The organism is Kitasatospora sp. NPDC004615 (assembly GCF_042873545.1).
In the GTDB taxonomy this organism is placed as follows: Bacteria; Actinomycetota; Actinomycetes; order Streptomycetales; family Streptomycetaceae; genus Kitasatospora.
The window spans coordinates 482447-503857 of record NZ_JBIALQ010000007.1 but is presented as its reverse complement, the minus strand read 5'-3'; the positions used below and the strand labels follow the sequence as shown (position 1 = coordinate 503857).

The following is a 21411-nucleotide window of genomic DNA, read 5'->3' as shown; positions in this document are numbered from 1 at the left end:
CGGGGGCCCGCTGCTCCTCGCCGCGGCGCGCTACTTGAGCACCACGCCGGGGTCGCCCGCGACCTGCGGCACCTGGACGGTGGCGTGGTCGTCGCGCAGCTGCTGGGTGGTGAAGGTGGGGATGTCCTTGACGTTGGTGGCCAGCTGACGGGCCGCCATCACCGGGCCGCCGCTCAGGGTCTCCACGGTGATCGCGAAGGGCCCGTTCAGGCCGGCCGGTTCGATGCCGTCCACGGCGACGGTGGTGCCCGCCGGAACCGACACCTCCTTGGTCACGGGGGTGCCGCCGCTGGCGCCGGCCGAGGAGGAGACCCGGACCTTCGCGTCGGAGTCGACGGCGGTCAGCATCAGGGTGGTCTGCCCGCCGCGGTTGTCGGCGATCGAGGCCCGGGGGCCGACGGGGGCGCCGCCGGCCAGCCAGGTGGCCTCGGTCTTGCCCTTGTTCTCCCGGTCGACCCGTAGTCCGGCCACCACGGGGGCGGTGGCGCGCTTGGGGTCGGACGGGGTGAGCCGGAGCGCGCTGACGCCGTCCCGGGTCTCCTGGGTGAACTGGAAGTCCAGGACGGCGGTCATACCGGCCTTGACGTGGATGCTCTCCTTGTTGACGGGCGTGTACCAGCCGTTCTTGCCGGACAGCTGGACCTTCAGGTCGGCGTCGTCCGAGGAGTCGGTGGCCACCACCAGGTGGGCGGTGGTGACGTCCGCGGGGATGCCGGGGATGGTGACGCTGGTCGCGGGGTCGGCGGACGGCTCCAGCCAGTCGGCGCCCTTGTTGCCGTCGCGGGCGTGCAGGCCCGCGCCGATCCGGCCGCTGCGGGCGACCACGTGCACGGCGAGGTCGGTGACCGCGCCCTTGGTGTACCCGTTGAGCGCGAGCGACTGCGAGGTGCCGGGGGCGACCGCGATGCCGGTGGCCAGCTCGTTGTCGATCAGGCCCTTGTCGCCGTACATGCGCAGGTCGACCACGGCGGGCAGGCTGTCGGCGTTGACCAGGGTGATGTAGTCGTACCGGTCGGAGACGGTGCTGGCGCCCGAGAACCAGAAGCTGGTGCCGGAGGGCGCGCAGCGGACGCCGGACAGCGCGGTGGCGCCCTGCTCGGAGGTGGTGGTCTGGCTGACGGTGAAGCCGGGGGCGAGGTTGCCGGTGGCGATCGCGAAGGCGCCGGGGGCGTTGTCGTTGTTGGCGGCCGGACCGCTGACCGGGACGCCGGGCTTGGCGAGCGTCACCCGGGCGTCGAACGCCGCCCCGGCCTGCTTGGCGGGGCCACCGGACGGCGCGTCGGACGGCTGGCCCGAGGGCTGGCCGGACGGGTCGCCGGAGGGGCCGGCGGCGGGCCGGACGGGGTTCTGCGCGGCCAGCACGTTCTCGGGCCTGACGTCGCCGAGCACGCCGGTGCCCGCGCTGCCGGTGCCGCCCTCGGGGCTGAACAGGGTCAGGCTGGTCGAGCCGACCGCGCCCTGCATCGGCATCGGGCACACCAGCGAGGTGCGTTCGACCTGCGCGGTGGTGCGCTGGCCGGCCTCGCCGCTGGACTGGGCGACGGGGGCGCGCAGTTCGGCGATGCCGAACACCAGGCCGAGCACGGCGACCCCGGCCAGCAGTGACTGGCCGGTGCGGCTGCCGCCCTTGACCGCGCTCAGGTCGGGCGCCTTCAGCTTGGGGGCCTTCAGGGTGGGCTTCTTCATCGCGGGTCAGCTCCCCGTCCCGGGCTGCTGCGGGTGGTGGCCGCCGCCGTAGGGGTCGTTGGGGTCGTAGTAGGTGGTGGGCTGCTGCTGTTCGGGCAGCCAGGTCTGCTGCTGCCCGTCCTCCTGTGGGTACCCGGCGGCGTACGGGTCGGTCCAGCCCTGGGCGGGCGGGGTGTCGTAGCCGTAGCCGGGCTGCTGCTGGCCGAACTGGTCGTACGTCTCCGGCTGGTAGGGCGCGCCGACCGGCTGCTGCTGGGTGTAGTCGTAGCCGTAGCCGTCGGACTGGTAGCCCTGCTGCTGGTACGGGTCCGCCTGGTAGGGATCGGCCTGGTACGGGTCGGCGAACGGCTCGGGCTCGGCCTGGTAGGCCGGGGCGGGCTCGGGTTCGCCGGCCTGCTGGGGCGGGATGCCGGGGGCGTAGACGCCGGGTTCGGCCTGCTGGTCCTCGCCCTCGCCGCGTTCGGCGAGCCGGCGGGCCCGGCGGCTGCCGGGGGCGGGGGCCTGGGCCTGGGCGGCGGCGGCCAGGGTCTGGGCGGCCACCACCTCCTCCGGCAGGTCGTCGTCGTTGTGGTTGCGGCGGCCGGGCAGTGCCAGCACCAGCACGACCACGCCGAGCGCGAGCTGCGCCCAGACCCAGCCGGTGTGGAGCAGGCTGCCGCTGCGGGTGACCTCCAGTCGGCCGCCCTGGGTGGGCAGCTCGAAGCCCTGCGCCCAGTCGTCCACGGTGACGGCCGTGAGCGGCTTGCCGTCCAGGGTGGCCTGCCAGGCGGGGTCGGCCTGTTCGGCGAGCCGCAGCTGACGGCCGGCCGGGCCGGCCGGGATGGTGGTCCAGATGTCGTGGGCGCCCGCCGGGACGACCACCGGGACGGTGCCCGGGCTGACGATCTGGGCCCGGGTGCCGGGGACGGCGGTGACCTGCCAGAGGCCGACGCCGTTGTCCAGGCTGAGCCGGATCACGCCCGGGGTGGTGTCGAGGACGTCCCGGACCTTGCCGATCACCGGGTCCTTGACCTGGATGTAGCTGACGCCGTACCCGGCCAGCGTGCGGGCCAGGTCGCCGCCGGAGCCGGCCAGCAGCTTGGCGGTGATCTTGCCGATCTGCTGGTCGGCGGCCTCGTCCACGGTGCCCTCGGCCTGACCGGTGGTCAGGCCGGCGCCGCGGACCAGCGCGTAACGGATCGCGGAGCCCTCGGCGTCGCCGCTGACCATCAGGGTGCGGGAGCGGTCTGAGGTGTCGCCGGCCTCCGCGATGAACGCCGGGACCTGCGCGGCGACGTCGCGCCGCAGCGGGCCGTCGGCGCCGACGATCGCCCACCAGGCGGCGGTGCCGACCGGGGCCAGTACGGCGAAGGCCAGCACCAGCGCGGCGACCGGCTGGCGCCAGCCGAACGCGATGCCGGAGACCCGGGCGTTGGCGCCGTCGGCGCCGATCGCGGCGGCGGCCAGCAGCGCGACACCGGCCAGCAGGGTGGCGGGGCCGGCCCAGGCGGCGACGTCGGGACCGCCGGAGGCGGGGGTGACGGTGGTACCGGCCACCACCACCGAGAAGATCAGTCCGGCGGCGGCCGCACCCCAGGCGGCGAGCACCGCGCGGCGGCGGTCGGCACGCAGCAGCGCGGCGAGCGCGGACAGCACCACTCCGGCCGACAGCCACACCGGAGGAACACCGGCGCCACCGGGGTTGACCAGCACCAGGCCGAGCGGGTCGGCGGCCGGGCCGCTGAAGCCGGGGACGCCGGCCTCCAGCAGCAGCCGGGACGGGTGCATGAGGACCTGGACCGACCAGGGGGCGAGCACCAGCACCGGCACGCCGAGGATCACCAGGACGCGCAGGCCGAGCAGCCGCACCGCCTGCACGCCGGAGCCGAACGCCCCGCCGCGGATCACCGCGTGGACCAGCGCGGCCACGCACAGCGGCACCGCTATGGCCCAGGTGAGCGGGACGAAGGCGGTGCTGACGGTGAGCAGCAGCACGGTCATCCAGGCGGAGCGCCAGCCGGGGCGGGCGCCCTTGGCGGCGGTCTCCTTGCGGATGCCGAGGCCGGCGGTGATCGCGGCGGCGCGGGCCAGCGGGGGCAGCAGCACGGCGAGCACCGCGGTGCCGATCCGGCCCTGCGCCAGCGCGCCGGTGGCGGCGGGCAGCAGCGCGTAGGTGGCGCTCGCCCAGGCGCGGACCAGCTTGGACCCGATCAGCGGCCGGGAGACCAGGTAGGCGCCGACCGCCGAGAGCGGCACGGACAGCACCACGATCAGGGTGATCGCCAGGTCGGCGTGGTCGAACAGCGCCCAGGAGAGGACGGACAGCACGCCGAGGTAGGGCGGGGTGGCGGCGGTGGAGCCGGTGCCGACGGGGTGCCAGGGGTCGGCGAACATGTTCCACAGCCCGGCCGCGCCGTCACTGGCGGGCAGCAGCGCGCCGCCCTGCAGGAAGCCGGAGCCGATCAGGTTGCGGCAGGCGACCAGGGAGAACAGCAGCAGCGCGGCGAACAGCACCGGGGCGGGCCGCCGCATCAGCTTCTTGATCAGCGCGAACTGTTCGACCACCAGGTCGTCGGTCTCGTCCTCGCCGGGCCCGGACTCGACGGAGCCGTGCCGGCCGGCACCGGCGTCGTCGGCGCCGCCGATGCCCAGCGAGCCGACCACGTTCTCGACGGCGAGCCGGGCGGTGGCGCCGGGCGCGGGGAAGAGGGTGCGGTCGTCCAGCGAGTCGACCGAGCGGGTCTTGCGGCGGCGCGCGCGGGCGGCCATCAGCCGCGGCAGGCGCAGCAGTTCGTGGCCGAGACCGGCGATCTCGTCGTACGCCTTCCGCGGGTCCTTGCCGACCAGGTTGACGATCACCCCCAGCAGGGTGCCGATGATCAGCCGGAGCAGGACGTACGGGAACAGCGCGCCCTTGGAGTTGGCGAGCAGGGTGTAGACGGCGCCGGACTTGTCGACCCGGTGCGGGTGGGCGGGGCCGCAGTCGATGGCGCGGCGTTCGCGGCTGGCCGCCTCGGCGTGCCGGAGCACCGCGTCGGGGGCGACCACCACCCGGTGGCCGGCCGCGTTGACCCGCCAGCAGAAGTCGGTGTCGTCGCGCATCAGCGGCAACGCCTGGTCGAATCCGCCGAGTTCCTCGAACACGTCGCGGCGCACCAGCATGCCGGCGGTGGAGACGGCGAGCACCGGGCGGACCTGGTCGTGCTGGCCCTGGTCCTGCTCGCGGCGGTCGAGTCCGGTCCAACGGCGGCCGGAGCGGGCGATGGTGACGCCGACTTCGAGCAGCTGCCTGCGGTCGTACCAGGAGCGGAGCTTGGGGCCGACCACGGCGGCGGTCGGGGTGGAGTCGGCGACCTGGAGCAGGCGGCGCAGGGCGTCGGTCTGCGGTTCGCAGTCGTCGTGCAGCAGCCAGAGCCATTCGACCGGCTTGGTCTCGCGCGGTCCGCCGCGGCCGAGGTCGTCCTCGTGGGCGAGCGGGTCGCCGAAGTCGTCCCAGCCGCCGGTGACCGGGTCGTAGCCGGACGGGTCGAGGCTGTACGTGAGGTCTTCGGGGCGCAGCGGCGGGCTGTTGAAGACGGCTTCGCCGACGGCGCGGCCGAAGCCGACCCGGCGGCCGAGGACCTGCGGGCCGCTGTCGGGGAGCCAGTCGCCGAGGGTGTCGGCGAGCAGCTGTGGGGAGTTGTCGGTGGAGCCGGTGTCGACCGCGAGGATGCGCTGGACCTGCCGGTCCTGGCCGAGCAGCCCCGCGAGCGCCTGGGGCAGCCAGCGGGCGCCGTCGTGCGAGACGATCACCGCCGTGACCAGATGGCGCGGGTAGGCGGGAGGCCTGGCAGCGGAGAAGCCGCTCTGGTGGCTGTAGACAGTCATCGGGTGCGCGGACCACCGGTTCGGGTTTGACGGCAGATGACGCACCACACTAACGGCTCCGGGCGATCCGGTTGTCCCGGGTGGTGTGAAGAGACGGTGCAACGGGTATCGGCGCCGCCGGCCCGGATGTTGCGGGAATGCGAAAGCGCCCCACCTGGTGGTGAGGCGCCGACACGGGTGAGGTCTGCGGGGAGGTCAGACCGCACTCTTCTTCAGACGGCGGCGTTCGCGCTCGGAGAGACCGCCCCAGATGCCGAACCGCTCGTCGTTGGCGAGGGCGTACTCCAGGCACTCGGCGCGGACCTCGCACGCCAGGCAGACCTTCTTGGCCTCCCGGGTGGATCCGCCCTTCTCGGGGAAGAACGACTCGGGGTCGGTCTGGGCGCACAACGCGCGCTCCTGCCAGCCGAGTTCCTCTTCGTCTTCCTCGATGCCCTCACCGATCAACAGCTCAAAGAGCTCGCTCATTCTGGCGCGCCTCCTCTGCCCCTCTTGGCGTCCCCGTGGTGTTGCCGTTGCCGGTGCGGCGGAACGACACGAGAGAAATTACAGTTGCGTCACTCTGGCCCAGTCAAGCCGAGCTCTGGTATTGGGCCAAGGATTCACTCCCCGGAACCAAGCCACTACGAATAGTGTACATATCCGGACAACCTGGACATCCCACCTGGTTCCTGACCTGTCGTCAGCCCGCCCGATCGTGCCCGACCTGCCGGTTCGAGGCGATCTCACGCCGTCCTTTCCCCGTGATCTTCCCATCCAAACCTGATTGGGCGTTTATCACCCCATCCGGCGGTTCCAGGACGATGTGACCCGAATGTCCGACCTGGCTCCTTGACACTGGAGGGTCGGTTGCGGTCTGCTTGGCGGCATGTCAGAGTTCCCGGCCCTTTCCGCCGACCGGCGCCGCCAGGCGCTCCTCGGTGCTGCCGCGAACTCCTCGTGTTGTTGCCGCTGTCTCCGCTGTATCTAGGCGCCCGCGTCCCACCGCGCGCCGCCCCCGGAACAGAGGCCGACCGCGCGACAGTCCCCCCTGAACGCTCTCGCGGATCCGGCTGATCCATGCCCGCAGCCGAACCCGAGGACGTCACACCGTGCGAATGCCCCGCCTCCGCAAGCGCAACCGCGACCGCAAGCCCCTGCCCCTGCCCGTGGCCACCCCTCGCTGGACGGACGGTCTGAGCGACGTGTCCATCGCGGGCGACCCGACGGCCTTCCCGCACCTGGCCCGCACCGACCTGCCCGCGCACCCCACCACCGTCGCCGGCTACGCCCGGCTGGTCCGGGAGATCGCCGCCGACCGCGCCCGCTGGGAGCCGCTGGTCCGCTACGACGCGCTGACCCGCTGGTACTCCCGGCTGGAGACCGGCCCCGGCTACGAGGTGTGGCTGCTCAGCTGGCTGCCCGGCCAGTCCAGCGGCTTCCACGACCACGGCCGCTCGGCCGGCGTGATGACCGTCCTTCAGGGTGAGCTCACCGAACGCTCGTTGACGGCGGGCGGCGAGGGCACGCGCGCCCTGACCCCCGGCGGCCTGCGGGTGCTCTCCACCGGCCACCTGCACGAGATGGTCAACGCCTCGCTGGAGCCCGCGGTCTCCGTCCACCTGTACACGCCCGGCCTGGTCGAGATGAACCAGTACCCGGCGGCGACCCAGCAGCTCCGTCACCGGGTGCACTGACCCGCTGGCAGGATGAAGTCATGCGAATCACTGCACTGGCGGGCGGCATCGGCGGGGCCAGGTTCCTGCGCGGACTCCGGGCGGCGGTCTCGCCCACCGACGAGATCACCGTCATCGGGAACACCGGCGACGACATCCACCTGTACGGGCTGAAGGTCTGCCCCGACCTGGACACCGTGATGTACACCCTCGGCGAGGGCATCCACGAGGAGCAGGGCTGGGGCCGCCGCGACGAGACCTGGTCGATCAAGGAGGAGATGAAGGCCTACGGCGTCGGCCCCGAATGGTTCGGGCTCGGCGACCGGGACTTCGCCACCCACATCGTCCGGACCCAGATGCTCGGCGCCGGCTACCCGCTGTCCGCCGTCACCGAGGCGCTGTGCGACCGCTGGCAGCCCGGCGTGCGACTGCTGCCGATGAGCGACGACCGGGTGGAGACGCACGTCCGGATCACCGACGCGGACGGGCCGCGGGTGGTGCACTTCCAGGAGTACTGGGTGCGGCTGCACGCCGCCGTCGACGCCGAGGCGATCATTCCGGTCGGCGCGGACACCGCGAAGCCCGCGCCCGGCGTGCTGGAGGCCATCGCCGGGGCCGACCTGGTGGTGCTCCCGCCGTCGAACCCGGTGGTGTCGATCGGCACCATCCTCGCCGTCCCCGGCATCCGGCAGGCGGTGGCCGGTGCGAACGCCCCCGTGGTGGGCCTGTCCCCCATCATCGGCGGCGCGCCCGTGCGCGGCATGGCCGACAAGGTGCTCGCCGCTGTCGGCGTGGAGACCTCGGCCGCCGCTGTTGCCCGGCACTACGGCTCTCGTGGCAACGGCGGGCTGCTGGACGGCTGGCTGGTGGACAGCTCGGACGCCGCCGCCGTCGCCGAGGTGGAGGCCGCCGGCATCGCCTGCCGGGCCGTGCCGCTGCTGATGACCGACGTCGACGCCACCGCCGAGATGGCCCGCGCCGCACTGAAGTTGGCCGCCGAGGTCGCCAAGTGACCACCGACGGACTGCGGTTGCTGCCGGTCACCGGACTGCCGGAGATCACCGAGGGCGACGACATCGCCGAACTGATCGCCAAGGCGGGCGAGTTCGAGGACGGCGACATCCTGGTGATAACGTCCAAGATCGTCTCCAAGGCCGAGGGCCGGCTGCTGCACGCGGACGACCGCGAAGCCGCGATCGACGCCGAGACCGTCCGGGTGGTCGCCCGGCGCGGCCCCGTCCGGATCGTCGAGAACCGCAACGGCCTGGTGATGGCCGCCGCGGGCGTCGACGCGTCCAACACCGCCCCCGGCACCGTCCTGCTGCTGCCGCTCGACCCGGACGAATCCGCGCGCCGACTGCGCGCCCGGCTCCAGCAGTTGACGGGCCGACGGCTCGCCGTGATCGTCACCGACACCTTCGGGCGGCCCTGGCGCAACGGGCTCACGGACGTGGCCATCGGGGCGGCAGGGCTGCGTGTGCTGGAGGACCACCGGGGGCGGACCGACAGCCACGGCAACGAGTTGCAGCTGACCGTCACCGCCACCGCCGACGAACTGGCCGCCGCCGCCGACCTGGTGAAGGGCAAGGCCACTGGCACGCCCGTCGCGATCGTGCGAGGCCTGGCCGGCCTGGTCACCGCGGAGGACGGGGACGGGGTCCGGGCGATCATCCGCTCCGCGAAGGACGACATGTTCCGGCTGGGGACGTCGGAGGCGATCCGGGAGGCCGTCACGCTGCGGCGGACCGTACGTTCCTTCACGGATGAGCCGGTGGACGGGGGCGCGGTGCGACGGGCGGTCGCCGCTGCCGTCACCGCGCCCGCGCCGCACCACACCACTCCGTGGCGGTTCGTGCTGCTCGAATCCGCGGAGAGCCGGACGCGGCTGCTGGACGCGATGCTGGGCGCTTGGCAGCGGGACCTGCGGGAGCTCGACGGGTGGTCCGAGGAGCGGATCGCGCGGCGTACTGCGCGTGGCGAAGTGCTGCGCGGGGCGCCGTACTTGGTGATTCCGTGCCTGGTGATGGAGGGGTCGCACGATTACCCCGACGGGCGGCGGGCCGGGGCCGAGCGGGAGATGTTCACGGTCGCGATCGGGGCTGCGGTGCAGAACCTGCTGGTCACCCTCACCGGCGAGCGGTACGGGTCCGCGTGGGTGTCGTCGACGATGTTCTGCCGGGAGACCGTGCGGGACGTCCTGGACCTGCCCGCCGGGTGGGATCCCATGGGGGCGATTGCTGTGGGGCGGCCGGCGGAGGGGCCGAGGGATCGTCAACCACGCTCGGCGGATGACTTTCTGACGGTGAGGTAACGGTACGGACGGGGCCCGGAAACGGCGGGACGCACAGTGCCCTGTTGGTCATCCGCAGACTTGGCCCCGCCGTTCCCCGGGCCCCTGATGGGCCCTCCGCGCCCCTAGCGTCCCCTGTGGTCGTTCGGGGTGAGGCGCGGACCGTACTTGGGTGGGCGCGCGCCTGTGAGGGGGAGGATGCGGCAGAGGCGGTAGCGGTGGGGGCGGTAGGGCTCGAGGAGGGTAAGCATTTGGGCGTCGTCGCTGCGGGGGCGGCCGGCGAGGGCCCAGCCGACGATGTTGGGGAGGTGGAAGTCGCCGACCGAGACGGCGTCGGGGTCGCCGTTGCTGCGCTGGAGGGTTTCGGCGGCGGTCCAGATGCCGATGCCGGGGACGGCGGTGAGGCGGGCGAAGGCGTCGGCGGAGGGCATGGTGGAGGCGGCTTCGAGCTTCGCGGCGAGGCGGACGGCGCGTTGGACGGTGGCGGAGCGTTTGGGGTCGACGCCGGCGCGGTGCCAGGCCCAGCTGGGGATCAGGGACCAGTCGCGGGCGGTGGGGGTGACGCACAGGCCGAGGTCGGCGGCGGGGCCGGGGGCGGGGGTGCCGTAGTCGCGGAGCAGGGTGCGCCAGGCGCGGTAGGCCTCGCCGGTGGTGACTTTCTGTTCCAGGATGGCGGGGACGAGGGATTCCATCACCAGGCCGGTGCGGGTCAACCGGAGTCCGGGGCAGGTGCGTTGGGCTTCGCGGAGCGGCCCGGGGGGCAGGACGAGCCCGGCGGGGTCGTCCTCGGCGCCGAGCAGGGCGGGGAGTTGTTCGAGCAGCCAGCCTGCACCGGGGCCCCAGGCGGTGGCGGATATCTCGTCGTGGTCGGGCCGGATGCGCAGGGTGCCCGGGCCGTCGGGGGTGCGGGAGGCGCGCCAGACGGTGCCGTCGGGGGTGCGGTGGAAGGCGGGGTCGCCGGTGCCGCGTTGCAGCGGGTAGAGGGTGCGGCCGAGGTCGAGGGGGTAGCCGGGCCGCCACTGTCGGGTCAGCTCTGGCATCGGGTTCCTCGGGGTGTGCAGGTTCGCGGGGGCGTCTGCGAGGGTAACGCGGAGAGGCGGGTGGACGGGCGGGCACCCTCCCGTCCGGGCGTGCGCAGGACGTAGGCTGGGGCGCACCATGACTGCGCCTTTCGCTGCCGACGCCCGCACCCCCGCCGAGCTGCTGCAGGCCTACCTGCGCGCCGGGGCCGGTGCCGATCCGTCCCGCCCTCTGGTGACCTTTTACGACGACTCGACCGGGGAACGGGTGGAGTTGTCGGCGAAAACCTTCGACAACTGGGTGGCGAAGACGGCCAACCTGTTGCAGGACGAGCTGAACGCCTCGCCGGACGACCGGGCGGCGCTGCTGCTGCCGGCGCACTGGCAGACCGCCGTGTGGCTGCTGGCGTGCTGGTCGGTGGGTGTGGTCGCGGTGCCGGGCGGTGAGCCGAAGGACGCGGACCTGGTGGTGTCGGGTCCGGAGGGTCTGGAGGCGGCGCAGGAGTGCCCCGGGGAGCGGGTGGCGCTGGCGCTGCGTCCGCTGGGCGGCCGGTTCCCGCAGCGGCCGGACGGGTTCCTGGACTACGCGGCGGAGGTGCCCGGGCAGGGCGACCGGTTCGCCCCGTACTCGCCGGTGGATCCGCAGGCGGCGGCGCTGGAGTCGTCGGTGGACGGCCTGGCGCTGAAGCTGACGGGCGAGCAGGCCGTGGCGCTGGCCCGGGAGGGCGCGGCCCGGCTGGGTCTGGACAGCGGCAGCCGGGTTCTGTCGACGCTGTCGTTCGACGACTGGACGGGGTTGGAGGCGGGCCTGCTGGCGCCGCTGGCGGCCGGGGCCTCGGTCGTTCTGTGCCGGAACTCCGAACAGTTGACGGATGGTCAGTGGCAGCAGCGGATCGAATCCGAACGGGTGACGCTGCGTCTCGGCTGACCCGGCCCGGCCCGCGTGGCCGAACAGTTCTGCGGCAACGGCGCGCACTGCCCGGTGAGGTGATCCGGGCGGGGCGCGCCGTTGCCGTTTTCCGCCGCTCCGACGGGTGACGGCGGCCCGGAGCCGGGGAGTTCGCCGGGCGGGCTCCTCTAGGGTGGCCCGGATGAACAGCGGACACCCGAACCGAGGTGACTCGGACAACTCGGGCCGGCAGCACTCCGGCCGGCGGGCGCGGCCGTCCAGGCCCGCGGGTGCCAGTGCGACGCCGGGCGGACGGGCGGCGCGGCGGCGCGGCCGGGTGGTGCGGGGGCGGCGGGTGCTGACCTGGGTGGCGGGCTCGCTGGGCCTGGTGCTGGCGGCGGGCTGCGGCGGGGCGTTCTACGTGTACCGGCACTTCAATCGGAACATCTCCTCGGTGAAGGTCCAGGTAGGCGACGAGTCGGAGCGCCCGCAGGCGACCAACGACGCGCTGAACCTGCTGGTGATCGGCACCGACAGCCGGGTCGGCCTGGGCCGCGAGTACGGCGACGAGGGGTCCACCGGGCACGCGGACACCACGCTGCTGTTCCACATCTCCAAGGACCGCAGCAACGCCACGGTGCTGTCGATCCCGCGCGACCTGATGGTGGCCGTCCCGGAGTGCCGCAGTGGCGAGAAGCGGATCCCGGGCGAGGCGCGGGCGATGTTCAACAGCAGTCTGGGGCAGGACGGGCGGGACCCGGGCTGCACCTGGAAGACCGTGGAGAAGCTGACCGGCGTCCGGATCAACCACTTCATGATGGTCAACTTCGAGGCGGTGAAGTCACTCTCCACGGCGGTCGGCGGCGTCGAGGTGTGCGCGGCCACCGCCATCGACGACCCGTACTCGCACCTGAAGATGTCCGCCGGGCGGCACGTGGTGCAGGGCGAGGAGGCGCTGGCGTTCGTCCGGACCCGCCACGCGGTGGGACTGGGCGGTGATCTGACGCGCATTCCGCTCCAGCAGCAGTTCATCAGCTCGATGGTCCGCAAGATGAAGAGCAGCGACACCCTGACCAGCCCGGCCAAGCTGTGGAGCCTGGCGGACGCCGCCACCAAGGCGCTGACCGTGGACAGCGCCATCAACGACGTCAACCGGCTGAAGGACCTGGCGCTGGACATCTCCCGGGTGAACACCGGGAACATCACCTTCACCACGGTGCCGGTGCTGGACGACCCGACGGACAGCAACCGGCTGGTCCTCAAGCCGGGTGACGCGCAGCAGCTGTTCGCGATGATCGCCGCCGACCGTTCGCTGACCGAGGTCGCGCAGCAGCAGGCGTCACCTTCCCCCGCTCCGACCCCGTCCCAGCTGGACGCCGACGACGTGAAGGTGACGGTCCGCAACGGCACCGGGACGCCCGGGCAGGCCGGGCGGGCGGTCTCGGTGCTGAGGGCGAAGGGATTCGCGCTGGCCGCCTTCGCCAGCAACGCGGAGGTCCGGCAGGCCAGTTCGGTGTCCTACCCGGCGGGCCAGGAGGACCGGGCGCGGGCGGTGGCCGCCGCGCTCGGGCTGCCCGCGACGGCCGTGCGGGCGGGTGGCCGGGACGGCGTGACGGTGCTGCTGGGCGCCGATTTCGTCGGGGCGGGCTCGCCGTCGGCGGTGCCGACCGAGGCGCCGAAGGATCTCCAGCGGGTCCGGGCGGACGACACCAACGTCTGCGCGTCGAAGTTCAAGTAGGCAGGTCAGGAGGGGAGTTCGGCGTCCGGAACAAGCGTGTCGGGGGCGGTCTCGGTGTACTGCTCGCCGGTGCGCGGGCAGCGCCAGTGGCCTTCGCCGGCGGGCTCCAGCGGTTCGCCGGCCCGGCCGACCCACTTGATCCGGCGGGCGGGCACCCCGGCGACCAGCGCGAAGTCGGGGACGTCCCGGTGCACCACCGCGCCGGCCGCGATCAGCGCCCACCGGCCGACGGTGACACCGGCCACCAGCACGGCCCGGCCGCCGATCGAGCAGCCCTGCCGGAGCGTGACGCCGCGGGCGTGCCAGTCGTCACCGCGCTTGAGCCGGCCGTCCGGGTCGACGGAGCGCGGGTACAGGTCGTTGGTGAGGACGGCGGCGGGGCCGACGAAGACGCCGTCCTCCAGCACCGCGGGCTCGTACACCAGGGCGTGGTTCTGCAGCTTGACCCGGTCGCCGAGCTTCACGCCCGGGCCGACGTAGGCGCCGCGCCCGATGATGCACTCGGCGCCGATCTCGGCGTGCTCGCGGACCTGGGCGAGGTGCCAGACGGTGCTGCCCGGGCCGAGGTTGGCGCGCGGGTCGACGTCGGCGGTGGCCTCGATCCTGGGAGCGCTGCTCGTCATGGCGCGACCCTAGCGCGGGTGGACGGCCCCCGTCCGGGCTTCCGGGGACCGTCCTCGACCGTCGGTCAGGCTCCGGCGGTGGTGGCCGGGTCGATCGGTGCGGGCGGGGTGGAGGCGATCACCTTGCGGGCCAGCTTGCGCGGCGAGGTGAGGAAGCCGAAGCCCCAGCTCAGGTGCATGGTGGCGAGGGCCAGCGGGACCTGCACCCGGGCCTTGGCGGACAGGCCGCGGCCCTCCGCCAGGCCGCCGGCGATGATCGCCGCGAAGTAGCCGCCCGGCAGCACCAGGAACACCGGGTGCAGCGCGGCGCCCAGCACCAGGCCGCCGACCACGCCGAGCAGGGCGAACGGCGGGGCCAGGTAGCGCAGGTTGACCGAGCCGCGGTGGTAGCGGGTGACGACGCGGCGCCAGCGGCCGTAGTCCTTGTACTGCTTGGCGAGCGCGCGCGGGGTCGGCCGGGGCCGGTAGGTGACCTTCAGCTGCGGGGTGAACCAGACCAGTCCGCCGGCCTGCCGGATCCGGTAGTTCAGCTCCCAGTCCTGGGCGCGGATGAATTCCTCGTTGTAGCCGCCCTGCTGCTCCAGCACCTCGCGGCGGAACACCCCGAGGTACACGGTGTCGGCCTTGCCGGCCAGGCCGCCGGTGTGGAAGGCGGCGTTGCCGACACCTATCTTCGAGGTCATCGCGGTGGCGACGGCCCGCTCCCACTCGGTCTCGCCCTCGGCGTGCATGATGCCGCCGACGTTGGCGGCGTTCATCTCGTCCAGCAGCCGGACGGCGGTGGCGATGTAACCGGGCGTCAGCAGCCCGTGGCCGTCCACCCGGACCACCACGGGGTGCCGGCTGGCCCGGATCGCGGCGTTCAGGCCGGCGGGGGTGCGGCCGGTCGGGTTGGGGACGGTGCGCACCCGCGGGTCCTCGGCGACCAGGGCGGCGGCGATCTCGTCGGTCCGGTCCGTGGACGGGCCGAGTGCGATCACCACCTCCAGTTCGCCGCCGTACTCCTGTTCCAGGATCCGGTGGACGGCAGTGCGCAGGTGACGTTCCTCGTCGAGCACCGGCATGATCACGGAGACCGCCGGCAGCTCCTCAGCAGCCTTGGTGTTCATCGTGCCCGAGCGTACCGGCGCGGACCGCCCGGTGTCGGCCCGGGTCGGTCCCGGTCCGGCGCGCCGTCGGGGCCGGGCGGGCCGCAGCGCTTAGCATCCGGAGAATGCCTGTTCAGCGCCAGCTCGTTCGCCTGTCCAAATCCAGTCGGACGCGCCGCAGGCGCTGGGGGCTGTGGACGGCGGGGGCGCTCTCCTTCTCGGTGCTGGCCGCCTCCTGCGCGGGCTGGGCGGTGCTGAACGGCGTCGGCTCCTCGCTGGGCCGGGTGGACGCGATCGGCGGCGGCCCCGACCGGCCCGCGGACGACGGGGCGTCGACGTTCCTGGTGGTCGGCACCGACGAGCGGGACGGCATCCCGGAAGCCACCCTGAAGAACGTCCTGCACGCGGGCGGCGAGTCCTGCCACTGCACCGACACCATGATGGTCGTCCAGCTGTCCGCGGACCGCGGCCGGGCCACCGTGGTGTCCGTGCCGCGCGACTCGTACGTGGACATCCCCGCGCACCAGGACCGGATCTCCGGCAAGCAGGTGGCCGCCTCCAAGGGCAAGATCAACGCCGCGTACGGGATGGGCGGGGCGCCGCTCGCGGTGCGCACCGTGGAGCAGAACACCGGGCTGCGGATCGACCACTACATCGAGGTGAACTTCCTCGGCTTCGTCTCCACCGTGGACGCCCTCGGCGGCGTCCAGGTGTGCTCGCCCAAGCCGCTGAAGGACGACTACTCGGGCCTCGACCTGCCGGCCGGCACCAGCAGGCTGGACGGCGCGGGCGCGCTGCGCTACGTCCGGGCCCGGCACGTGGACGGCTCCTCGGACCTGGGGCGGATGCACCGCCAGCAGAAGTTCCTGGCGCAGCTGCTGCACCAGGCGTCCTCCGGCGGCACCCTGCTCAACCCGGCGAAGCTGACCGGGGTGATGGACACCGTGCTGCGTTCGGTGAAGGTGGACAAGGGCCTGGGCAACGCCGAACTGCTGGATTTCGCGACCCGGTTGAAGGACGTGTCGGCGTCGAACGCGGACTTCGCGACGGTGCCGCTGTCCTCGGTGGACCACCCGGTGCAGGGCTGGGGCTCGACCGTGCTGTGGGACGAGAAGGGCGCGAAGGCGCTGTTCGAGGCGGTCCGCGCCGGGCGGCCGCTGACCGGTCCGGCGCCGACGGCGGCGGCCCCCACGACGGCGCCGGCTGCCGGAACGGTTCCTCCCGGGCAGATCCGGGTGCAGGTGCTGAACGGCGCGGGCGTGCAGGGCCTGGGCACCCGGGTGGACGAGGACCTGCGCAAGGCCGGGTTCGCCACCACCGGCACCCCGTCCAACGCCCCCGGCAACGGACCGGCCGCCACCCGCACCGTGATCCGCTACGACCCGCACTGGGACGAGTCGGTGAAGGTGCTGGCCGCCGCGCTGCCGGACGCCGAGCTGGTCAAGGTCCCGAACCTCGGCGCGACCCTCCAGGTGGTGGCGGGCAGCGAATACAAGGGCCCGGCCGCCGCCACCGCGCCCGAACCGGCCGCCGCGGGCAGCAGCCCGGTGGCCGGGGCGGAGAGCGGCAGCGAGATCAGCTGCCCGGCCTGACGGGCGGTCAGCGCAGCAGGTACTGGGCCACCGCCCACGCCATGTACCCGGCGAGCACCAGGCGGTTCAGCCACAGCATCGAGCCGACCGTGCCCGCGGGCAGCGCCGTCAGCGGGCGGCGCTCCGGGCGCTGGGCGAGCGCGGTGACGATGCGGGCGACCTGCTGCGGATCGAACTCGCCGCCGAAGTGACGGTGCAGCAGGCGGGCCGGGCCCGCGCTGAAGCCGAACAGCGGCCGGCTGCGGTACCGCACCGTGACGCGGCCACTGTGCAGCGCCGCCGCCGTCACCTGCTGCCAGCTCGCCCGGCGCACCCGCAGCACGCCGCTGAGGACGACGCCGTCGCGGTCCACCGCGAGCTGCCAGCCGAACCCGCCCATCACGCCGAGCAGGAGCCCGCTTCCCATCACCAGCGGGCGGAGCAGGTTGTCCACCAGGCTGTCCTGATCGGCGAGGAAGTTCATCACCGCGCCGATCAGCACGGCGGCGACCGGGGCCGCCGCACAGCGCAGCGCGGTGGGCAGGCCGAACACCCGGGCCGGTTCCGGGCTGCCGCCGGGGTCTTCGGCGCGGTCGTCCGCCAGGCTGCGGGCGACCTGGGCCTTCACCTGCGCCTCCTCGTCGCGCGCTTCGCCGTCGCGGTCCCGCTTGGACGGGGCCGCCAGGACGACGGCGCGGGCGGCCGTCCACTTGTGCGGCGTCTCCGGGGAGCGGAGCACCACCAGCCGGTTGCGGCCGCCGCCCCAGTGGTAGAGCAGCGCTTCGACGGGGGCGTCGGCCTTGCCGAGGGCGACCGGCGTGTCCTCGTCGTCCTCGCCCTCGTCGTCCTCGTCGTCCTCGTCGTCCTCGTCGTCCTCGGGGTCGGGTATCCACGCGGCCGGGCCGTCGAGGTCGGCGGGCGCGTACTGGGCGGCTTCGTCGCCGAAGGGCATCACTCGCCACAGGCCGGCCTCGCGGTCGCCGCCGTCCACCGGCAGTACTTCCAGGACGCCGCTCGCCGTCCGCCGGGCCCGGACCCGCAGGGCGGGGGCGCTGTCGCCGATGGTTCGGCGCGCCACGGTGGTGCGGCGTGCGGAGAGGAGCAGCAGGACGGCGAAGGTGCCGGCCGCGCCGACGCCGAGCCACCACGCGGCGGAGTCCTGCCACTCGTCGGCGGCCCGGTACCAGCCGGTGCCGTCGACCAGCAGCGGGACCTGGTCGCCGACCGTGCGGTCGCCGTCCACCTCGGCGGTGAGCGTCCGGTACTCGTGCGGCAGCCGGTACTCGACGGTGGCGCTGTCGCCGCCGTCGTGGATGCTGCGGACGGTGCCCCACGTCCGGTCGGCGCGGGCGGCCCGGGCGAGGTCGTCCTCGGTCTGCCACACACCGACCGCCAGCAGCACCACCGCGGCCGCCCCGAACAGGGCGGCCAGGATGTGCCGCACCCGGGGCCGGGACGGCGGGTCGATCGGGGAGTCGGCGCCCCGCAGCGTCCACGGGTAGGGCACCGGCGGGCCCATCAGCGTGGCCAGTTGGGCCTCGGCGCGGCGCAGGCCGGCGTCCTCCCGGTACAGCGCGGCGGCGGCCAGCAGGTGCGCGGCGCAGGCGGCGGTGGGCAGCCAAGGGCCGGGCAGCGCGTTCGGCAGGAACCAGAGCAGCAGGCCGGCCGCGGCGGGCACCACGAAGCTGGTGCGGCGGCGCAGCAGCAGCGCCAGGAATTCCACCAGCAGCACGGCGGGTGCGGCGCTCTCGGCGTACGGCACGGTGCAGGCCCGCAGCGAGTCGCACCGGTCCGGCGTCCGGTCGAACGCGATCGCCAGCACCACCGTCACCACCGGCAGCAGCGCCAGCCAGCGGCTGTTCAGCCGCCGCCACACCCGGGCGGCCCGCCACTGGTCGGCGGCGGCCAGCGTCAGCGCGGGCGCGGCGGGCAACGGGGGCGCGGGGTATTCCGACATGCGCGCGATTCTGGCAGGCGCCTTCCGGGGCGCTCGCACCGGAGGTAAAGGAAGCTTCAATTGCCCGAACCGCTGCTGACGCTCGGCCGTGGAGCTACGTTGAAGAGGAGAGCGATCCGACGGGGGTGTCCGCAATGGCGGTGCTGGTGGTCGAGGTGCGTCCGCACTGGTTCACGGCCTGGTTCCACCGGATGGCGACGGAGCCGGTGGTGGACGTGGACGGGGTTCAGTCGCAGGCCCGTTGGGGCGTCAACCGGGTGCCGGTGACGGAGGGGCGGCACGTGGTGTCGGTGTGGTTCCGGTACCGGGGTCAGCGGGCGGCGCGGCTGGGCGCCGGTGGGTGCGAGCTGACGGTGGCGGACGGGGCGCAGGTGCCGGTCTCGGCGCGGCTCGGGGTGCGCAACGGCAGTCACTTCACCGTGGCCTGAGACGGCGGCAGGCCCGCCCGGGGATTCCGGGCGGGCCTGCTGGTCGGGACAAGCGGTCAGTCGGTGGCGATGGCGGCCAGGACGTTCATCCTCGCGGCGCGGAAGGCCGGGACGAGGGCGGCGACCAGGCCGACCACGACGGAGCCGATCAGCACGGTGACGACTGTGCCGGTGGGAATGGTCAGCACCGTCAGGCCCTGTTCGGCCAGGACGGCGCGGGCGGTGACGCCCCAGCTGAGACCGAGCACGGTGCCGAGGACGGCGCCGAACAGGGCGATCACCACGGACTCCAGGCGGACGGTGCGGCGCAGCTGACGGCGGGACAGGCCGATGGCGCGCAGCAGGCCGATCTCCCGGGTGCGTTCGACCACGGACAGCGCCAGCGTGTTGACCACGCCGAGGACGGCGACCACGATCGTCAGGCCGAGCAGGCCGTAGACCATGGCGAGCAGCTGGTCGAACTGGGACTTGACCATCTCCTTGTAGCCGGCCTGGTCCTTGACCACCAGCTGCGGGTAGTCGGCCAGCGACTTCTGCAGGTCCGCGAGCACCGCGCCCTTGTCGGCTCCGGCCGACGCGGCGCCGAGCAGTAGGCCGACGGGCGGCAGTTGACCGTTCATCGCCTTGGCGACGGTGTCGGTGCCGGTGAAGAAGCGCTGGTCGAACAGCTGGTTGCCGGTCTTGATGACGGCGGCGACCTTGAGGGTCTGGCCGCGGCCCTCGCCGTAGTTGACGTTGAGCTGGTCGCCGACCTTGAGGTGGTGCTCGTCGGCGAAGTCCTGGCCGACCGAGATGCCGCCGTCGGCGAACACCGCCTCGGCGTTGCCGGAGGCGATCGGGAGCCGGAAGTCCTTCAGCAGGCTGGCGCCGGAGACGGCGAGCCGGGTGCGCAGGGTGCCGCCGTCGGGCAGCGTGATCTCGGCGGGGACGTTCCGCTGCTCGGTCAGGTGGTCGAGGCCGTTGGTGCGCCGGGCGGCGTCGACCATGGCGGGGGTGAGGGCGCCGTGGCCGCCGTCCACCACGTAGTCGGCGCCGACGGACTTGTCGATCTGCGAGGTCATCGAGCCGACCATCGAGGAGGTGACCACCGAGGCGCCGATCACCACGGCCAGTCCGATCATCAGCGCGGCGGCGGTGGAGCCGGTGCGCCGCGGGTTGCGGACCACGTTGCGCTGGGCGAGCCGCCCGGCCGGGCCGAACAGTGCGGGCAGCAGGCCGCCGAACAGCCGGACCAGCATGGAGACCAGCAGCGGACCGAGCACCACCGAACCGGCCAGGGTGGCCAGCAGGCCGAGGCCGAGCAGCATCCCGCCGGTGGAGCCGGGCGAGCCCGCGGCGAGCACCAGCGCGGCAACGCCGGCACCGGTGATCAGCAGGCCGACCGCGGCCCGGATCCGGTTGGCGCGCGGTTCGGCCGGGGCGGAGTGGTCGAGCAGCGCGGCCATCGGGGTGATCCGGGCGGCGCGGCGGGCCGGGAAGAACGCGGCGAGCAGGGTGACCGGCAGGCCGACGGCGTAGCCGACCACCGGGACGGCCCAGGTGATCTGGAGCGAGGAGGCGTCCAGGTTCATCCCGGTCGCCTTCATCAGCTGGATCATGCCGGCGGCCAGGCCGAGGCCGGCGCCGATGCCGATGGTGGAGCCGATCAGGCCGAGGATCAGGCCCTCGACCAGCACCGAGCGGTTGACCTGCGACCGGCTGCCGCCGATGGCGCGCAGCAGGCCGATCTCCCGGGTGCGCTGGGTGACCAGCATGGAGAAGGTGTTGACGATCAGGAAGATGCCGACGGCGGCCGACAGGAAGGCGAAGCCGAGCATCGCCCACTTCATGAACTTCAGGAACGAGCCGACGCCCGCCGAGTTCTCCTTCTGCTGCTCGGCGGCGGTCTTCGCCTCGAAGCCGTTGCCGAGGCCGGCCAGCGCGGCGGTCTTCAGCTCGTCGTTGCTGCGGCTGCCGTCGCCGAACAGCTCGACGGAGGTGTACGCCTCGGTGCCGAGCAGCACCCGCTGCGCGGTCGGGGTGTCCAGGAAGGCCAGCGCCGCACCGGGGTTGGTGGTCCGGAAGGTGACGATGCCGGAGATGGTGAAGTCGTAGTTACCGGTCTCGGTGATCACCCGAAGCTTGCCGCCCAGGCCGAGGCCGGACTTCTTGGCGGTGTCGGCGTCCAGCATCAACTGGTCGGCGCCCTGCGGCTGGTGGCCGGAGGTGATGTCGACCGACGTGCGCGGCGAGTCCGTCCAGTTGCCGGTCAGGGTGGGGGCGCCGGAGGTCGGGCCGACCAGCTTGTTGGTGGCCGGGTCGACCAGGGTCGCGGTGGAGGCGAAGACGTTGCCGACGGCGGCCTTGACGCCCGGTTCGGCGGCGAGCTTCTTCTGGACGTCGACCGGGACGGTCGGGGCCCGGCCGGGGCCGTCGGCGGTCAGTTCGTCCTGCGCCTTGCGCACCGACAGGTCGGAGGCGGTGGCGGCGAACAGCCGGTCGAAGGTGGTGGTGGCGGTGTTGTAGAAGACCAGGGTGCCGGCCACGAAGGCGACCGAGAGCACCACGGCCAGCAGGGAGAGCACCAGGCGCCACTTGTGCGCGAGGAAGCTCCGCAGCGAAGTCTTGAGCAGCATCGTTCC

Annotated in this window: 15 protein-coding genes; 7 read left to right on the top strand and 8 right to left on the bottom strand. The window is 73.5% G+C overall.

Annotated features, from left to right (window positions below; translation table 11 throughout):
* Positions 1-30 precede the first annotated feature (30 nt).
* The 3 genes from ACFYS8_RS26080 to ACFYS8_RS26070 all read right to left on the bottom strand — a co-directional run bounded on the left by ACFYS8_RS26080 (position 31) and on the right by ACFYS8_RS26070 (position 6000).
* Positions 31-1686: a DUF5719 family protein gene (locus ACFYS8_RS26080; protein WP_387644932.1), complete on the bottom strand. Its 1656-nt coding sequence runs from the start codon at positions 1684-1686 to the stop codon at positions 31-33.
* 6 nt (positions 1687-1692) lie between these two features.
* Positions 1693-5532 (bottom strand): glycosyltransferase, encoded by a 3840-nt coding sequence (locus tag ACFYS8_RS26075; protein ID WP_387644930.1) that lies wholly within the window; start codon positions 5530-5532, stop codon positions 1693-1695.
* Positions 5533-5727: 195 nt separating this feature from the next.
* On the bottom strand, positions 5728-6000 hold the full coding sequence (locus tag ACFYS8_RS26070) for a WhiB family transcriptional regulator (RefSeq protein WP_014136066.1): 273 nt from the start codon (positions 5998-6000) through the stop codon (positions 5728-5730).
* Positions 6001-6629: 629 nt separating this feature from the next.
* Between ACFYS8_RS26070 and ACFYS8_RS26065 the strand changes: the two genes are divergently transcribed.
* The 3 genes from ACFYS8_RS26065 to ACFYS8_RS26055 are packed head-to-tail and all read left to right on the top strand — an operon-like array spanning position 6630 to position 9498.
* Complete coding sequence (locus ACFYS8_RS26065; RefSeq protein ID WP_387645023.1) at positions 6630-7208, top strand: cysteine dioxygenase; 579 nt, start codon at positions 6630-6632, stop codon at positions 7206-7208.
* Between the two features lie 20 nt (positions 7209-7228).
* Positions 7229-8200 carry a 2-phospho-L-lactate transferase gene (gene cofD, locus ACFYS8_RS26060; RefSeq protein ID WP_387644927.1) on the top strand — a complete coding sequence of 324 codons (972 nt, stop codon included), beginning with the start codon at positions 7229-7231 and terminating at the stop codon, positions 8198-8200.
* Positions 8197-9498, top strand: coding sequence for a coenzyme F420-0:L-glutamate ligase (locus tag ACFYS8_RS26055; protein WP_387644924.1), 1302 nt, complete (start codon positions 8197-8199; stop codon positions 9496-9498). Before cofD ends, ACFYS8_RS26055 begins: the two co-directional genes overlap by 4 nt.
* 104 nt (positions 9499-9602) lie before the next feature.
* On the opposite strand, the gene ACFYS8_RS26050 is transcribed toward ACFYS8_RS26055, so the two are convergent.
* Positions 9603-10517: a DNA-3-methyladenine glycosylase family protein gene (locus ACFYS8_RS26050; RefSeq protein ID WP_387644922.1), complete on the bottom strand. Its 915-nt coding sequence runs from the start codon at positions 10515-10517 to the stop codon at positions 9603-9605.
* Positions 10518-10635: 118 nt separating this feature from the next.
* On the opposite strand from ACFYS8_RS26050, the gene ACFYS8_RS26045 reads away from it, so the two are divergent.
* Complete coding sequence (locus ACFYS8_RS26045; protein ID WP_387644920.1) at positions 10636-11424, top strand: TIGR03089 family protein; 789 nt, start codon at positions 10636-10638, stop codon at positions 11422-11424.
* Positions 11425-11587: 163 nt separating this feature from the next.
* On the top strand, positions 11588-13123 hold the full coding sequence (locus ACFYS8_RS26040; RefSeq protein WP_387644917.1) for an LCP family protein: 1536 nt from the start codon (positions 11588-11590) through the stop codon (positions 13121-13123).
* 5 nt (positions 13124-13128) lie between these two features.
* Here ACFYS8_RS26040 and ACFYS8_RS26035 read toward each other — a convergent pair whose 3' ends face one another.
* Together ACFYS8_RS26035 and ACFYS8_RS26030 are read right to left on the bottom strand one after the other, a co-directional pair.
* On the bottom strand, positions 13129-13746 hold the full coding sequence (locus ACFYS8_RS26035; RefSeq protein WP_387644914.1) for an acyltransferase: 618 nt from the start codon (positions 13744-13746) through the stop codon (positions 13129-13131).
* A 65-nt stretch (positions 13747-13811) separates the two neighbouring features.
* The gene (locus tag ACFYS8_RS26030) at positions 13812-14855 is read right to left on the bottom strand and encodes a glycosyltransferase family 2 protein (RefSeq protein ID WP_387644911.1); all 1044 of its coding nucleotides are present in this window, start codon (positions 14853-14855) and stop codon (positions 13812-13814) included.
* A gap of 104 nt (positions 14856-14959) precedes the next feature.
* Here ACFYS8_RS26030 and ACFYS8_RS26025 point away from each other — a divergent pair, with 104 nt between their 5' ends.
* On the top strand, positions 14960-16426 hold the full coding sequence (locus ACFYS8_RS26025) for an LCP family protein (RefSeq protein WP_387644909.1): 1467 nt from the start codon (positions 14960-14962) through the stop codon (positions 16424-16426).
* Positions 16427-16433: 7 nt separating this feature from the next.
* On the opposite strand, the gene ACFYS8_RS26020 is transcribed toward ACFYS8_RS26025, so the two are convergent.
* The gene (locus tag ACFYS8_RS26020) at positions 16434-18362 is read right to left on the bottom strand and encodes a hypothetical protein (RefSeq protein WP_387644907.1); all 1929 of its coding nucleotides are present in this window, start codon (positions 18360-18362) and stop codon (positions 16434-16436) included.
* Between the two features lie 134 nt (positions 18363-18496).
* Here ACFYS8_RS26020 and ACFYS8_RS26015 point away from each other — a divergent pair, with 134 nt between their 5' ends.
* The gene (locus ACFYS8_RS26015) at positions 18497-18790 is read left to right on the top strand and encodes a hypothetical protein (protein ID WP_387644906.1); all 294 of its coding nucleotides are present in this window, start codon (positions 18497-18499) and stop codon (positions 18788-18790) included.
* 56 nt (positions 18791-18846) lie between these two features.
* On the opposite strand, the gene ACFYS8_RS26010 is transcribed toward ACFYS8_RS26015, so the two are convergent.
* On the bottom strand, positions 18847-21405 hold the full coding sequence (locus ACFYS8_RS26010; protein WP_387644904.1) for an ABC transporter permease: 2559 nt from the start codon (positions 21403-21405) through the stop codon (positions 18847-18849).
* Positions 21406-21411: the final 6 nt, after the last annotated feature.

Bases quoted from the DNA above. Each gene is read 5' to 3' on its own strand.
- ACFYS8_RS26015 (WP_387644906.1), top strand. From the start codon at position 18,497: ATGGCGGTGCTGGTGGTCGAGGTGCGTCCGCACTGGTTCACGGCCTGG.
- ACFYS8_RS26075 (WP_387644930.1), bottom strand. From the start codon at position 5,532: ATGACTGTCTACAGCCACCAGAGCGGCTTCTCCGCTGCCAGGCCTCCC.
- ACFYS8_RS26080 (WP_387644932.1), bottom strand. From the start codon at position 1,686: ATGAAGAAGCCCACCCTGAAGGCCCCCAAGCTGAAGGCGCCCGACCTG.
- ACFYS8_RS26040 (WP_387644917.1), top strand. From the start codon at position 11,588: ATGAACAGCGGACACCCGAACCGAGGTGACTCGGACAACTCGGGCCGG.
- ACFYS8_RS26010 (WP_387644904.1), bottom strand. From the start codon at position 21,405: ATGCTGCTCAAGACTTCGCTGCGGAGCTTCCTCGCGCACAAGTGGCGC.
- ACFYS8_RS26035 (WP_387644914.1), bottom strand. From the start codon at position 13,746: ATGACGAGCAGCGCTCCCAGGATCGAGGCCACCGCCGACGTCGACCCG.
- ACFYS8_RS26030 (WP_387644911.1), bottom strand. From the start codon at position 14,855: ATGAACACCAAGGCTGCTGAGGAGCTGCCGGCGGTCTCCGTGATCATG.
- ACFYS8_RS26050 (WP_387644922.1), bottom strand. From the start codon at position 10,517: ATGCCAGAGCTGACCCGACAGTGGCGGCCCGGCTACCCCCTCGACCTC.
- ACFYS8_RS26065 (WP_387645023.1), top strand. From the start codon at position 6,630: ATGCCCCGCCTCCGCAAGCGCAACCGCGACCGCAAGCCCCTGCCCCTG.
- ACFYS8_RS26025 (WP_387644909.1), top strand. From the start codon at position 14,960: ATGCCTGTTCAGCGCCAGCTCGTTCGCCTGTCCAAATCCAGTCGGACG.
- ACFYS8_RS26070 (WP_014136066.1), bottom strand. From the start codon at position 6,000: ATGAGCGAGCTCTTTGAGCTGTTGATCGGTGAGGGCATCGAGGAAGAC.
- ACFYS8_RS26045 (WP_387644920.1), top strand. From the start codon at position 10,636: ATGACTGCGCCTTTCGCTGCCGACGCCCGCACCCCCGCCGAGCTGCTG.
- cofD (WP_387644927.1), top strand. From the start codon at position 7,229: ATGCGAATCACTGCACTGGCGGGCGGCATCGGCGGGGCCAGGTTCCTG.
- ACFYS8_RS26020 (WP_387644907.1), bottom strand. From the start codon at position 18,362: ATGTCGGAATACCCCGCGCCCCCGTTGCCCGCCGCGCCCGCGCTGACG.